Source organism: Enterobacter cloacae complex sp. 2024EL-00227 (genome assembly GCF_043945315.1).
In the GTDB taxonomy this organism is placed as follows: Bacteria; Pseudomonadota; Gammaproteobacteria; order Enterobacterales; family Enterobacteriaceae; genus Enterobacter; species Enterobacter roggenkampii.
Window position 1 is genome coordinate 188,159 of the sequence record NZ_JBIMQP010000006.1, and the last position, 14,837, is coordinate 202,995.

At 58.1% G+C, this 14,837-nt stretch carries 12 protein-coding genes and 1 other annotated feature; of the genes, 8 read left to right on the forward strand and 4 right to left on the reverse strand.

Features of this window, described 5'->3' with window-relative positions; all coding sequences use genetic code 11:
- Window positions 1-25 precede the first annotated feature (25 nt).
- From dnaX to ACHH0Z_RS12910, 7 genes are all read left to right on the forward strand, one after another.
- Window positions 26-1,954 (forward strand): DNA polymerase III subunit gamma/tau, encoded by a 1,929-nt coding sequence (gene dnaX / locus ACHH0Z_RS12880; protein WP_045407956.1) that lies wholly within the window; start codon window positions 26-28, stop codon window positions 1,952-1,954.
- Window positions 1,284-1,348: a sequence feature (DnaX frameshifting element), on the forward strand. Its footprint overlaps the gene before it by 65 nt.
- 54 nt (window positions 1,955-2,008) lie before the next feature.
- Window positions 2,009-2,341, forward strand: coding sequence for a YbaB/EbfC family nucleoid-associated protein (locus ACHH0Z_RS12885; protein WP_003858972.1), 333 nt, complete (start codon window positions 2,009-2,011; stop codon window positions 2,339-2,341).
- On the forward strand, window positions 2,341-2,946 hold the full coding sequence (recR, locus tag ACHH0Z_RS12890) for a recombination mediator RecR (RefSeq protein WP_008499298.1): 606 nt from the start codon (window positions 2,341-2,343) through the stop codon (window positions 2,944-2,946). Before ACHH0Z_RS12885 ends, recR begins: the two co-directional genes overlap by 1 nt.
- Window positions 2,947-3,056: 110 nt before the next feature.
- Window positions 3,057-4,931 carry a molecular chaperone HtpG gene (htpG, locus tag ACHH0Z_RS12895; protein WP_045407954.1) on the forward strand — a complete coding sequence of 625 codons (1,875 nt, stop codon included), beginning with the start codon at window positions 3,057-3,059 and terminating at the stop codon, window positions 4,929-4,931.
- 195 nt (window positions 4,932-5,126) lie between these two features.
- Window positions 5,127-5,771, forward strand: coding sequence for an adenylate kinase (gene adk / locus ACHH0Z_RS12900; RefSeq protein ID WP_006809841.1), 645 nt, complete (start codon window positions 5,127-5,129; stop codon window positions 5,769-5,771).
- Between the two features lie 124 nt (window positions 5,772-5,895).
- Window positions 5,896-6,858 carry a ferrochelatase gene (gene hemH, locus ACHH0Z_RS12905; protein WP_023343508.1) on the forward strand — a complete coding sequence of 321 codons (963 nt, stop codon included), beginning with the start codon at window positions 5,896-5,898 and terminating at the stop codon, window positions 6,856-6,858.
- 62 nt (window positions 6,859-6,920) lie between these two features.
- Entirely contained in the window at window positions 6,921-8,225 is a 1,305-nt protein-coding gene (locus ACHH0Z_RS12910; protein WP_021241626.1) for an inosine/guanosine kinase, read from the forward strand.
- A gap of 93 nt (window positions 8,226-8,318) precedes the next feature.
- On the opposite strand, the gene ybaL is transcribed toward ACHH0Z_RS12910, so the two are convergent.
- On the reverse strand, window positions 8,319-9,995 hold the full coding sequence (ybaL, locus tag ACHH0Z_RS12915) for a YbaL family putative K(+) efflux transporter (RefSeq protein WP_008499303.1): 1,677 nt from the start codon (window positions 9,993-9,995) through the stop codon (window positions 8,319-8,321).
- Between the two features lie 232 nt (window positions 9,996-10,227).
- Window positions 10,228-11,436 (reverse strand): MFS transporter, encoded by a 1,209-nt coding sequence (locus ACHH0Z_RS12920; protein ID WP_045407951.1) that lies wholly within the window; start codon window positions 11,434-11,436, stop codon window positions 10,228-10,230.
- Window positions 11,437-11,605: 169 nt separating this feature from the next.
- Between ACHH0Z_RS12920 and ushA the strand changes: the two genes are divergently transcribed.
- Window positions 11,606-13,258, forward strand: coding sequence for a bifunctional UDP-sugar hydrolase/5'-nucleotidase UshA (gene ushA / locus ACHH0Z_RS12925; RefSeq protein ID WP_045407950.1), 1,653 nt, complete (start codon window positions 11,606-11,608; stop codon window positions 13,256-13,258).
- A 91-nt stretch (window positions 13,259-13,349) separates the two neighbouring features.
- On the opposite strand, the gene ybaK is transcribed toward ushA, so the two are convergent.
- Complete coding sequence (gene ybaK / locus ACHH0Z_RS12930; protein ID WP_045407948.1) at window positions 13,350-13,829, reverse strand: Cys-tRNA(Pro)/Cys-tRNA(Cys) deacylase YbaK; 480 nt, start codon at window positions 13,827-13,829, stop codon at window positions 13,350-13,352.
- Window positions 13,830-14,027: 198 nt separating this feature from the next.
- A complete protein-coding gene (locus ACHH0Z_RS12935) occupies window positions 14,028-14,822 on the reverse strand; it encodes a TraB/GumN family protein (protein WP_021241622.1) in 795 nt (264 codons plus the stop codon).
- Window positions 14,823-14,837 lie beyond the last annotated feature (15 nt).

Sequence of the window (14,837 nt, forward strand, 5' to 3'; positions counted from 1 at the left end):
CCTTCCAGCGTTGCAGAGCCTGCCCATGAGTTATCAGGTGTTAGCCCGTAAATGGCGACCACAAACCTTTGCTGACGTTGTCGGTCAGGAACATGTGCTGACGGCCCTGGCGAACGGCTTGTCGCTAGGTCGCATCCATCACGCCTATCTTTTTTCCGGCACCCGCGGCGTCGGTAAGACCTCTATTGCCCGTTTGCTGGCAAAAGGTCTCAACTGCGAAACCGGGATCACCGCCACGCCGTGCGGCGTGTGTGATAACTGCCGGGAGATCGAGCAGGGGCGTTTTGTCGATCTGATCGAGATCGACGCCGCTTCGCGCACCAAAGTGGAAGATACCCGCGACCTGCTGGACAACGTCCAGTACGCCCCGGCGCGCGGCCGCTTCAAGGTCTACCTGATCGATGAAGTGCACATGCTCTCGCGCCACAGCTTCAACGCCCTGCTGAAGACGCTGGAAGAGCCGCCCGCGCACGTGAAGTTCCTGCTGGCGACCACCGATCCGCAAAAGCTGCCGGTCACGATTTTATCGCGCTGCCTGCAGTTCCACCTGAAGGCGCTGGACGTTGAGCAGATCCGCGCGCAGCTCGAGCACATTCTTGACGAAGAGAAGATTGTCCACGAACCGCGCGCCCTGCAGCTGCTGGCCCGCGCGGCGGACGGCAGCCTGCGCGATGCGCTCAGTCTGACCGATCAGGCGATTGCCAGCGGTGACGGCAAACTCTCCACCGAGGCGGTCAGCACCATGCTCGGCACGCTGGATGACGATCAGGCGCTGTCGCTTATCGAAGCGATGATTGCCGCTAACGGCGAACGCGTGATGTCGCTGGTGAACGCGGCCGCTGCCCGCGGTATTGAGTGGGAAGGGCTGCTGGTTGAGATGCTCAGCCTGCTGCACCGGGTGGCAATGCTGCAGCTTTCTCCCTCCGCCATTGGTGCGGATATGGCCGCCATTGAACAGCGGATGCGTGAGCTTGCCCGCACCGTGCCGCCTGCCGACGTGCAGCTTTATTACCAGACGCTGCTGATTGGTCGCAAAGAGCTACCGTTTGCGCCGGATCCGAGGATGGGCGTTGAAATGACGCTGCTGCGCGCGCTGGCGTTCCACCCGCGCATGCCGCTGCCGGAGCCGGACGTGCCCCGACAGTCTTTCGCCCCGGTTGCGCCGACGGCGGTGATGTCACCGCAGCAGGTGCCGCCGCAGCCGACGCCGCCACCGCAGCAGAACGTACCGCTGTCGGATGCCACCAGTTCGGTGCTTGCCGCGCGCAGCCAGCTGCAGCGTGCGCAGGGAGTAACCAAACCAAAAAAGAGTGAACCGGCAGCGCCAGGAAGAGCGCGGCCGGTGAACAACGCCGCGCTTGAACGACTGGCCTCGGTAACGGAGCGCGTACAGTCGCGTCCGGCACCGTCCGCGCTCGAGCAGAAAGCCCCGGTGAAAGAAGAGGCTTACCGCTGGAAGGCAACCACCATTACCGAAACGGTGAAGGAAGAGGTTGCCACGCCGAAAGCGCTGAAAAAGGCGCTGGAGCATGAAAAAACGCCGGAGCTGGCCGCGAAGCTTGCCGAAGAGTCCATTGCGCGCGACGCCTGGGCCGCCGAGGTCAGCAAACTCCAGCTGCCGAAGCTGGTCGAGCAGGTCGCGCTGAATGCCTGGAAAGAGCAGGACGGCAATCAGGTGCGTCTGCACCTGCGTCCGGGCCAGCGGCACCTGAATTCCCCTGGCGCGCAAAAGGCGCTGGCCGAGGCGCTCGCCACATTACAGGGTGCGCCGGTTGAATTGACTATCATTGAAGATGATAATCCGGCAGTGAAAACGCCGCTCGAGTGGCGCCAGGCCATTTATGAAGAGAAGCTCGCGCAGGCGCGCGAGGCGATTATTGCGGATAACAACATTCAGACCCTGCGCCGGTTCTTCGACGCCGATCTGGATGAAGAGAGTATTCGCCCCATTTGATCGTGAGTCTGACTTACGGTTGTAATCCTTAAACGTGAAAGAAGAGAGAAGCCTATGTTTGGTGGAAAAGGCGGTCTGGGTGGCCTGATGAAGCAGGCTCAGCAGATGCAGGAAAAAATGCAGAAGATGCAGGAAGAGATCGCTCAGCTGGAAGTCACGGGTGAGTCCGGTGCCGGTCTGGTCAAGGTGACCATCAACGGTGCGCACAACTGCCGTCGCGTGGAAATCGACCCGAGCCTGCTCGAAGACGACAAAGAGATGCTGGAAGATCTGGTTGCAGCCGCGTTTAACGATGCCGCTCGCCGTATCGACGAAACCCAGAAAGAGAAAATGGCCTCCGTTTCCAGCGGCATGCAGCTGCCGCCTGGCTTCAAGATGCCATTCTGATGCAAACCAGTCCGCTGCTCACGCAGTTAATGGAAGCACTGCGCTGTCTGCCGGGCGTTGGCCCGAAGTCGGCGCAGCGCATGGCGTTTACGCTATTGCAGCGCGACCGCAGCGGCGGGATGCGCCTGGCGCAGGCTCTGACCCGCGCCATGTCAGAAATTGGTCACTGTGCGGATTGCCGCACCTTTACCGAGCAGGACGTGTGTAACATCTGTACGAACCCGCGTCGTCAGGAAAACGGTCAGATTTGCGTGGTGGAGAGTCCGGCGGACATCTACGCCATCGAACAAACCGGGCAGTTTTCCGGGCGCTACTTCGTGCTGATGGGGCATCTCTCCCCGCTGGACGGCATCGGCCCGGACGATATCGGTCTTGACCGCCTTGAACAGCGTCTCGAGTCTGAAACCATCAAAGAGGTGATCCTCGCCACCAACCCCACGGTGGAAGGGGAGGCAACCGCCAACTACATCGCCGAACTGTGCTCGCAGTATGGCGTTGACGCCAGCCGCATCGCCCACGGCGTGCCGGTCGGCGGCGAGCTGGAGATGGTCGACGGCACCACGCTGTCGCACTCTCTGGCCGGACGTCACAAGATTATTTTCTGACCAAACGGAGGCTGCGCGAGCCGCCTCCGCTTGAAAATTTCCCCCCGTATCCCCATCTCTCCCTCAACGTTTTAAAACCCCATTAAATGGCATTGTTGAGGTCGACATAGATGAAAGGACAAGAAACCCGTGGTTTCCAGTCAGAAGTAAAACAGCTTCTGCACCTGATGATCCATTCCCTGTATTCCAACAAAGAAATTTTCCTGCGTGAGCTGATTTCCAACGCCTCGGATGCGGCGGACAAGCTGCGCTTCCGCGCGCTGTCTAACCCGGATCTGTACGAAGGCGACGGCGAGCTGCGCGTGCGCGTCTCGTTTAATAAAGAGAACCGCACCCTGACCATCGCCGATAACGGCATCGGGATGAACCGCGACGAGGTGATCGACCACCTCGGGACCATCGCGAAATCCGGCACCAAGGCGTTCCTGGAGTCCATGGGCTCTGACCAGGCGAAAGACAGCCAGCTCATCGGCCAGTTCGGCGTCGGTTTCTACTCGGCGTTCATCGTGGCGGACAAAGTCACCGTGCGCACCCGTGCGGCAGGCGACAGCGCCGAGAACGGCGTGCTGTGGGAATCCAAAGGGGAAGGCGAATACACCGTTGATGACATCACCAAAGCGGACCGCGGCACCGAAATCACCCTGCACCTGCGTGAAGGGGAAGATGATTTCCTGAACGACTGGCGCTTGCGCTCCATCATCAGCAAGTACTCCGATCACATCGCGCTGCCGGTAGAGATTGAAAAACAGGAAGAGAAAGACGGTGAAACCGTGGTTTCCTGGGAGAAAATCAACAAGGCGCAGGCGCTGTGGACGCGCAACAAGTCTGAGATTAAAGACGACGAGTACAACGAATTCTACAAGCACATCGCCCACGACTTTACCGACCCGCTGACCTGGAGCCACAACCGTGTGGAAGGTAAGCAGGAGTACACCAGCCTGCTGTACATCCCGGCACAGGCGCCGTGGGACATGTGGAACCGCGATCACAAGCATGGCCTGAAGCTGTACGTGCAGCGCGTGTTCATCATGGACGACGCCGAGCAGTTCATGCCGAACTATCTGCGCTTTGTGCGCGGCCTGATCGATTCCAACGATCTGCCGCTGAACGTCTCCCGCGAAATTCTGCAGGACAGCACCGTCACCCGTAACCTGCGCAACGCCCTGACCAAACGTGCGCTGCAGATGCTGGAAAAACTGGCGAAAGACGATGCGGAAAAATACCAGACCTTCTGGAAACAGTTCGGTCTGGTGCTGAAAGAAGGCCCGGCTGAAGACATGGCGAACGTTGAAACCATCGCCAAACTGCTGCGCTTTGCTTCTACGCACACCGACTCCTCCGCGCAGACCGTGTCGCTGGAAGAGTACATCTCCCGCATGAAAGAAGGGCAGGAGAAGATCTACTACATCACCGCCGACAGCTACGCCGCGGCGAAGAGCAGCCCGCACCTGGAGCTGCTGCGTAAGAAAGGCATCGAAGTGCTGCTGCTTTCCGACCGCATCGACGAGTGGATGATGAACTACCTGACCGAGTTCGACGGTAAGGCGTTCCAGTCCGTTGCCAAAGCCGATGAGTCCATCGACAAGCTGGCAGATGAAGTGGATGAAAATGCGAAAGAAGCCGAGAAGGCGCTGGAGCCGTTCGTTGAGCGCGTGAAAACCCTGCTGGGCGACCGCGTGAAAGAGGTGCGCTTCACGCATCGTCTGACCGACACTCCGGCCATCGTCACGACCGATGCCGACGAAATGAGCACCCAGATGGCGAAGCTGTTCGCCGCGGCGGGCCAGGCGGTACCGGAAGTGAAATATATCTTTGAGCTTAATCCGGATCACCCGCTGGTGAAACGCGCGGCGGACACCCAGGACGACGCCCGCTTTGCCGAGTGGGTTGAACTGCTGCTGGATCAGTCCCTGCTGGCCGAGCGCGGCACGCTGGAAGATCCTAACCTCTTCATTAAACGTGTGAATGCGCTGCTGCTGGCGTAACTGACCACGCCTCTCCTGGTCTTCTCCCTCTCCCCGAGGGAGAGGGCCAGGGTGAGGGCACCAGACCGCACTATCCCAAATTATCTCCCCCCATTAACCGTTTCAGCCTTCCTGCCTTCCTTGAGCGATGCCCGTTCTGGTGGTATTGTTTAGCGCTTTTGAAAAATTGAAACGACTTTTGAGGGGATTTTCGCAATGCGTATTATTCTGCTTGGCGCTCCGGGCGCTGGTAAAGGAACTCAGGCTCAGTTCATCATGGAGAAATACGGTATTCCGCAAATCTCCACCGGTGATATGCTGCGCGCCGCTGTTAAATCTGGCTCCGAGCTGGGTAAACAGGCGAAAGACATCATGGACGCAGGCAAGCTGGTGACCGACGAGCTGGTGATTGCTCTGGTCAAAGAGCGCATTGCTCAGGAAGACTGCCGTAACGGTTTCCTGCTGGACGGCTTCCCACGTACCATTCCTCAGGCTGACGCCATGAAGGAAGCGGGCATCAACGTGGACTACGTTCTGGAGTTCGACGTACCGGACGAGCTGATCGTTGACCGTATCGTTGGCCGTCGCGTACACGCTGCCTCTGGCCGCGTTTACCACATCAAATTCAACCCACCTAAGGTTGAAGGCAAAGACGACGTGACCGGCGAAGAGCTGACCACCCGTAAAGACGATCAGGAAGAGACCGTGCGCAAGCGCCTGGTGGAATACCATCAGATGACTGCGCCGCTGATCGGCTACTACACCAAAGAAGCGCAGGCGGGTAACACCAAATACGCCAAAGTTGACGGCACCAAAGCCGTGGCTGACGTGCGTGCTGAGCTGGAAAAAATCCTCGGCTAATCGCATCTCTCTCACCCGGGCCACCGGGTGAGAAAAATTCTCATCTTACCTATTACAGCAATGGGTTTCGTTTAAACGCATTTCCGCTACAATTGACAACCATTCAAATGGTTAAGAGGCGTGAATGAGTCAGGCGAAAACCGGCATCCTGCTTGCCAATCTGGGCACTCCAGAAGCACCTACATCAGACGCGGTAAAACGCTACCTGCGACAATTTTTAAGCGACACGCGCGTCGTGGATTTTCCGCGACTGCTGTGGTGGCCGCTGCTGCGTGGCGTCATTCTGCCGATCCGTTCTCCGCGCGTCGCCAAACTCTATCAGTCCGTCTGGATGGAAGAGGGCTCGCCGCTGATGGTCTACAGCCGTCGTCAGGAGAAGGCGCTGGCCGCCCGCCTGCCGGAGATGCCCGTCGCGCTCGGCATGAGCTACGGCAAACCGTCACTGGAAAGCGCGGTGGACTCGCTGCTGGCGCAGGGCGTGGACCATATCGTGGTGCTGGCGCTCTACCCGCAGTACTCCTGCTCGACGGTGGCCGCCGTCTGGGACGAGCTGGCGCGCATTCTGGCGACCCGCCGCCGCATTCCGGGCGTGACCTTTATTCGCGACTACGCGGATAACGAGCTGTACATCAAGGCGCTCGCCAACAGCGCGCGCGCGTCGTTTGAAAAACACGGCGAGCCGGATCTGCTGCTGCTCTCCTATCACGGCATCCCGCAGCGTTTCGCCAATGAAGGGGATGATTACCCGCAGCGCTGCCGCGATACCACCCGCGAGCTGGTTTCCGCCCTCGGCCTGCCGCCGGAGAAGGTGATGATGACCTTCCAGTCGCGCTTCGGCCGCGAGCCGTGGCTGACGCCGTACACCGATGAAACCCTCAAAATGCTCGGCGAGAAGGGCGTGAAGCATATTCAGGTGATGTCGCCGGGCTTCTCGGCAGACTGTCTGGAGACGCTGGAGGAGATCGCGGTGCAAAACCGGGAATTTTTCCTGGAGGCTGGCGGCGAAAAGTACGAGTACATTCCGGCGCTTAACGACTCCCCTGAGCATATCGACATGATGGTCTCGCTGGTAACGAACGGTCGCTGATCGCACTCCGGGCCGGGTTTGTGCTACCATTCCCGGCCCATATTCTTCGTACAGTTCAGACCATGAAATTTCCCGGTAAACGCAAATCCAAACACTACTTCCCCGTGGATGCCCGCGATCCGCTCCTGCAGCAAATCCAGCCAGAAAATGAAACCAGCGCGGCGTGGGTCGTCGGTATCGACCAGACGCTGGTAGACATTGAAGCGAAAGTGGATGATGCGTTTGTCGCCCGTTACGGTCTGAGCGCCGGTCACTCGCTGGTGATTGAAGATGACGTTGCCGAAGCGCTGTACCAGGAGCTGGTGCGCGAAAACCTGATTACCCATCAGTTCGCCGGCGGCACCATCGGCAACACCATGCACAACTACTCCGTGCTGGCGGACGACCGCTCTGTCCTGCTCGGCGTAATGTGCAGCAACATTGAAATCGGTGGCTACGCCTACCGTTACCTGTGCAACACCTCCAGCCGTACCGATCTGAACTATCTCCAGGGCGTCGACGGCCCGATTGGCCGCTGCTTTACGCTGATCGGCGAATCCGGCGAGCGGACCTTTGCCATCAGCCCGGGCCACATGAACAAGCTGCGCGCGGACAGCATTCCCGAAGAGGTGATTGCGGGCGCCTCGGCGCTGGTGCTGACCTCCTACCTGGTGCGCTGCAAGCCGGGCGAGCCGATGCCGGAAGCGACCATGAAGGCGATTGAGTACGCCAAAAAGTACGATGTGCCGGTGGTGTTAACGCTGGGCACCAAATTCGTGATTGCCGATAACCCGGAATGGTGGCAGGCGTTCCTGAAAGAGCACGTCTCGATTCTGGCGATGAACGAAGAAGAAGCCGAAGCCCTGACCGGTGAAAGCGATCCGCTGCTGGCGTCTGACAAAGCGCTGGACTGGGTGGATCTGGTGCTCTGCACCGCGGGTCCGGTTGGGCTGTACATGGCTGGCTTCACCGAAGAAGAGAGCAAACGCAAAACCCAGCACCCGCTGCTGCCCGGCGCGATTGCCGAGTTCAACCAGTACGAGTTCAGCCGCGGCATGCGTTTTAAAGACTGTGTTAATCCGCTGCGTATCTACTCGCACATCGCCCCGTATATGGGCGGGCCGGAGAAGATCATGAACACCAATGGCGCGGGCGACGGCGCGCTGGCCGCGCTGCTGCACGACATCACCGCTAACGCCTACCACAAAACCAACGTGCCAAATTCCAGCAAGCACAAGTTCAGCTGGCTGACCTATTCGTCGCTGGCGCAGGTATGCAAGTACGCCAACCGCGTAAGCTATCAGGTGCTGAACCAGCACTCACCGCGCTTAACGCGTGGCCTGCCGGAACGTGAAGACAGCCTCGAAGAGGCGTACTGGGACAGGTAAAAGCAAAACGGCAACCTGTGGCTGCCGTTTTTAGTGTTTGTTCCCTCTCCCTGTGGGAGAGGGCCAGGGTGAGGGCATCAGGCCGCACCAAACTTACCCCGTCACCGCCTCTTCAACCGGCGGTTTTTCCAGCAGCGTCAGCATCGTATTCGCAATCTCGCGCTCGCCCATCACCACCTTATCCGCACCGCGCTCGGTAATGTAATCTACCTCGTCGTCGTAGTGCGCCCGGGCGATAATCTCAATGTTTGGACACTTCGCGCGCGCGGACGCGACAATCTCACCCGCCTCATAGCCGTTGGGAATGGTCAGCAGCAGCCAGCGGGCGCAGTCCAGATGCGCCAGCTCCATGATCTCTTCGTTCGCCGCATTGCCCAGCACCGCACGAATACCGCGCTCGCGCAGCTCGTCAACGCGGGTGCGTGACGTTTCAATTACCACCAGCGGAATGCCCTGCGCCATCAGCTTCTCGCCAAGCAGGCTGCCGACGCGGCCAAAGCCGACCAGCAGGGCGTGATTGCAAATATCGACCGGGATCTGTTTCTCTTCTTCGATGGCCTCTTCCAGCGTCTGCTCTTCCAGCGTTTCGGTTTTATCGAGGTATTTTTCCAGCAGGGCAAACAGCACCGGGTTCAGCATAATTGACAGGATCGCCCCCGCCAGCACCAGGTTTTGTCCGGCCTGCGGCAGCAGGTTCAGGGCCATGCCCAGACCGGCCAGAATAAAGGCGAACTCGCCAATCTGCGCCAGGCTGGCGGCAATGGTCAGCGCCGTCCGCGGAGAGTGGCCGAACATTCGCACCAGGAAGAAGGCGGCGAGCGACTTACCAAAGATAATGATCGCCAGCGTGCCCAGCACGGCCAGCGGCTGCTGGATCAGAATAAGCGGGTCAAACAGCATCCCGACGGAGACGAAGAACAGCACGGCAAAGGCGTCGCGCAGCGGCAGGGTGTCGTGTGCGGCGCGGTGGCTTAGCTCGGATTCGTTCAGCACCATCCCGGCAAAGAACGCGCCCAGCGCGAAGGAGACATCAAACAGCTCAACGGCGCCAAAGGCGATACCGAGCGCCAGCGCCAGCACGGAGAGGGTAAACAGCTCGCGGGATCCGGTCGCCGCGCTGCGGGACATGATCCACGGCACCAGACGGCGACCCACCAGCATCATGATGGCGATAAACGCCACCACCTTCCCGATGGTGATGCTCATATCCAGCGCCAGCGAGGCGAAGCCGATATTGTCTTTTTCCATCATGCCGGCGACGGCGGGCAGCAGCACCAGCGTCAGGACCATCACCAGATCTTCCACAATCAGCCAGCCTATCGCGATCTGTCCGCGCTGGCTGTCTATCAGCTGTCTCTCCTCAAGCGCGCGCAGCAGCACCACGGTACTGGCGGTTGAGAGACACAGCCCAAATACGATACCGGTCATCAGCGACCAGCCCAGCACGGCCGAAAGCGCCATCCCAAGCAGCGTCGCCACCCCTATCTGGGCGATCGCTCCCGGTATGGCAATCGACTTTACCGCCATCAAATCCTTCAGGGAGAAGTGCAGGCCGACGCCGAACATCAGCAGAATCACGCCCAATTCCGCCAGCTCAGGGGCCAGTTTGGTATCCGCAACAAAACCTGGCGTAAACGGTCCCGCCAGCACGCCTGCCAGCAGATAGCCGACAAGAGGAGAAATACGCAGCTTATTGGCAATCATGCCGAGAATAAAAGCGAGCACAAGTCCACCAACAATGGTGGTGATAAGCGGTGTGGCGTGGTGCATTCCGTCTCCTTTCGTGGTGAGTGTTCCATTTTTGGCGTGAATACCAAAAAACCAGGTAATAGTTTATGACAATTTTTACCCTTATGTTTATGAATAATTGTTGAAGTTTGAATAAAACAGCAATATGCACGTAAAAAAGCGCATTTTGATAAATTCAGCGCGGGGATGAAGAGGAAACCCTTATGGTATAAGGGTATCAGGTAGCTAAAGCATAACTTTAGCTACCCGTAATTCACGCTTTATGGCGGTTATCAGGCAGGAATATGGTTAACATGCCAAGAAGTGGCAGGAAAGCGCAGATTTTATAAACCAGGAAGATGCTGGTGTGATCCGCAACCATCCCTAACACCGCTGCACCCAGCCCGCCCATGCCGAAGGCGAAACCGAAAAACAGTCCGGAAACCATACCGATACGTCCGGGCAGCAGCTCCTGGGCATAGACCAGAATGGCGGAAAACGCGGAGGCGAGAATAAAACCAATAATCACGGTCAAAATCCCCGTCCATTCAAGGCTGGCGTACGGCAAAATGAGGGTAAAAGGCGCTACGCCGAGGATAGAGCCCCAAATGACATATTTACGGCCAATCTTATCGCCCACCGGCCCGCCAATTACCGTCCCTGCGGCCACCGCGAACAGGAAGGCAAACAGGTGGATCTGCGCGTTTTGTACCGATAATCCGAATTTTTGCATCAGATAAAAGGTGTAATAGCTGCTGATGCTCGCCATATAAAAGTATTTCGAGAAAATCAGCACCAGCAGGACGGCAACCGCGAGGATAACCTTATTGCGCGGCAGGGGATTGATAACCTTCGCTTTAGGTTTTCCTTTATTCACCCGATGTTGAGCGGCATACCAGCGGCTGATCTGCGCCAGCACGATAATCGCCAGCAGCGCGGCCAGCACAAACCACGCCACGTTGCCTTTGCCGTACGGGGCGATAATCACTGCCGCCAGCAGCGGGCCGAGGGAGCTACCGAAGTTGCCCCCTACCTGGAACAGGGACTGCGCCAGGCCATGACGACCGCCGGACGCCATACGCGCCACGCGGGAAGACTCCGGATGGAAAACGGACGAGCCGGTGCCTACCAGCGCGGCGGCAATCAGCACGGCTTCAAAACTTCCGGCCATGGCCAGCAGCACCAGCCCGCTTAGGGTAAAGCACATGCCTATGGGCAGCGACCACGGCATAGGATATTTATCCGTCCAGTAGCCCACCACCGGCTGCAGCAGCGAGGAAGCCAGCTGGAAGGTCAGGGTGATCATCCCAATCTGCACGAAGGTGAGTGAAAACTCGGACTGCAGCAGCGGATAAATAGCCAGAATCAACGACTGGATCATGTCGTTGAGCAGGTGCGAGAGACTGATTGCGCCTAAGACTTTAAAGGAGGTGCGCGACGCCGGCGCACCCGGAACGGGCTGGGTTGAGTCACTGATTGCCATAGAGAGAATTACCACGTCTTGAGTTATTAGCGATGCAGGGTGTAATTATTATCCGACTAACATACCCGCCCGGGACATTTGAAGAAAGTCGCAATTCTGAAAACTTATTTGTCTATTCTTATTAGTCACTGTAATTTCTGCCTTTGTCTATTGGTCAGGGAGAGAGAAGATGAAGTTAATGAAGCGGGGCGTCGCGCTGGCGCTCATCGCGGCGTGGGGGCTGGTAAGCCTGCCCGTGCAGGCGTATGAAAAAGACAAAACCTATAAAATCACTATTCTGCATACCAACGATCACCACGGTCATTTCTGGCGCAGTGAATACGGCGAATATGGCCTGTCGGCGCAAAAAACGCTGGTGGACGGCATTCGTAAAGAGGTGGCAGCCCAGGGCGGCAGCGTGCTGCTGCTGTCGGGAGGCGATATCAATACCGGCGTGCCGGAATCCGATTTACAGGACGCCGAGCCCGATTTCCGCGGCATGAACCTGATTGGCTACGACGCGATGGCCGTCGGTAATCATGAGTTTGATAATCCGCTGAGCGTCCTGCGTCAGCAGGAGAAGTGGGCCAAATTCCCGTTCCTCTCCGCCAACATTTACCAGAAAAGCACCGGCGAGCGCCTGTTCAAGCCGTGGGCGCTGTTTAAGCGTCAGGATCTGAAGATCGCGGTCATCGGCCTAACCACCGACGACACGGCGAAAATTGGCAACCCTGAGTTCTTCACCGATATCGAATTCCGCAAACCGGCAGACGAAGCGAAGCTGGTGATTCAGGAGCTGCAGCAAAACGAAAAGCCGGACGTGATTATCGCCACCACGCACATGGGGCACTACGACAACGGTGAGCACGGCTCTAACGCGCCGGGCGACGTGGAAATGGCGCGCAGCCTGCCGGCGGGCTCGCTGGCGATGATTGTGGGTGGTCACTCACAGGATCCGGTCTGCATGGCGTCGGAGAATAAAAAGCAGGTGGACTACGTGCCGGGCACGCCGTGTGCGCCAGACCGTCAAAACGGTATCTGGATTGTGCAGGCGCACGAGTGGGGCAAATACGTAGGCCGGGCGGACTTTGAGTTCCGGAACGGCGAGATGAAGCTGGTCCACTACCAACTCATTCCGGTCAACCTGAAGAAGAAGGTCACCTACCCGGACGGGAAAAGCGAGCGCGTACTTTACACCCCAGAGATTCCAGAAAACCAGCAGATGCTCTCCCTGCTGACGCCGTTCCAGAACAAAGGCAAGGCGCAGCTGGATGTGAAAATCGGTACGCTGAACGGTCGTCTGGAGGGGGATCGCAGTAAAGTTCGCTTCGTGCAGACCAACATGGGCCACCTGGTGCTGGCGGCGCAAATGGCGCGCACCGGGGCTGATTTTGGCGTGATGAGCGGCGGCGGCATTCGTGATTCCATCGAAGGCGGAAACATCACCTATAAAGACGTTCTGAAGGTGCAGCCGTTCGGTAACGTGGTGGTTTATGTCGACATGAGCGGGAAAGAGGTTGTTGAGTACCTGACCGCCGTGGCGCAGATGAAGCCGGATTCCGGGGCCTATCCGCAGTTTGCCAACGTGAGCTTCGTAGCGAAAGACGGCAAGCTTAACGATCTGAAGATCAAAGGTGAACCGGTTGACCCGGCGAAAACCTACCGTCTGGCGACGTTAAGCTTTAACGCTACCGGCGGCGACGGCTATCCGCATATTGATAATAAACCGGGCTACGTGAACACCGGCTTTATCGATGCAGAAGTGCTGAAGCAGTATATCGAGCAGAATTCGCCGATTGACGTGAATGCGTATGAGCCGAAAGGTGAGGTGAGCTGGCAGTAGTGCAGCTGCGTTGCCCGGTGGCGCTGCGCTTACCGGGCCTACGGGTGCAAAATGTAGGCCGGGTAAGGCGTAGCCGCCACCCGGCTTTTTTTTACTCCCTGCGCGCAATATCCGCAAACTTCGCGTCCAGCATTTTCGCCAGGTCGCCCGCGGCCAGCTCAATATCCAGCCCGCGCTTGCCGCCGGAAATATAGATGGTCTCAAATTCCTGTGAAGGGGCATCGATCAGCGTCGGCAGGCGTTTTTTCTGCCCGAGCGGGCTGATGCCGCCCACCAGGTAGCCCGTGGAGCGCTGCGCCACCATCGGATCCGCCATATCCACCTTCTTCGCCCCCAGCGCTTTAGCGACCTTCTTCAGATCCAGCTGTCCCGCCACGGGAGTCACCGCCACGGCGAGATGCTTCATATCGCCATTCACCGCCACCAGCAGCGTTTTATAGACCTGGTCCGCGTTCAGCCCCAGCTTACGCACCACTTCATCACCAAAGTTGGTTTCATTCGGATCGTGATCGTAGGTGTGGATCCGGAAAGAAATGTTGTTTTTTTCAAGTAATTTAACGGCGGGAGTCATAGCTATCCTTCTTACGACAGACAATTCATGCAGCCAGCATACGCCTGACGTTTGTCTAAAAAATAGCACCATCTTGCGCAATAGTGTTGGCAGTGATGGTCACTTTGAGCGACAATCGGCTCAGCCGAAGGTCACTTCGGTATAATAAAAACGATGAAATTCCTCTTTGACGGGCCAATAGAGATATTGGCCATTTTTTTATTTCAGCAACGACGGCAAATTCCCTTCGCCGTATAAATGTAACGCCCCAACCGCCACCACGTATTCCCCCGCTGGCAGAGCATGCAGCGTCTCTCGCCAGGCTTTGTTACGCGCATTCATCAGCACATCATACAGCGATTCACTGAACGTCGACGGTAGCGCCAGCCTGCCGTCCGCGGGCGGTGCATCCAGCCACCAGCCAATCATGGTCTGCAGCAGGCGTGCGTTGGTGTGCCAGTGGGTGAGGGTATCATCCAGCAGCATCAGACCATCGTCCGGAAGCTGTCGCAGGAGCGCAATCTGGCTGTCCGTACCTTCCAGTTCGATGATCGGCATACGGCGCGCCCGTGCCACGTTCAGCAGCTGGTAATCAATGCCGTAATCACCCCGCAGCCCCAGACGCTGGGCCTGCGTGGCCTGTAATACCATTGCGATTTGCCACAGTGGCAGGGTGTCAATCATGGAGAGCGATACGCCGGTTTCCTCGGCGACGCGCGTCAGTTCCGCGAGCTGGGCCTCATTCAGACGTTCCGCCAGCGGGAGATCGCTTTCAAGCCCGGCAAACGGTGACTCATGGCCCGAGATGTCCGCCTCGACGACCAGCGCGTCGGCGCGCTTCAGGCGCTTTATCAGACCGGGCGGCAGAGGTGACATACCCTGCGTGCCCATATGGATACTGCCGACCAGGTGCAGGTGTTGCCCGCCGGGAAGCGAGATATCCAGACCGGGCCAGGCGTAACGGCGAGGGAAAAGGGCGCGAAACGATGTTTTTATACGATTAAACAGACCCATACGCGCTCCATAAAC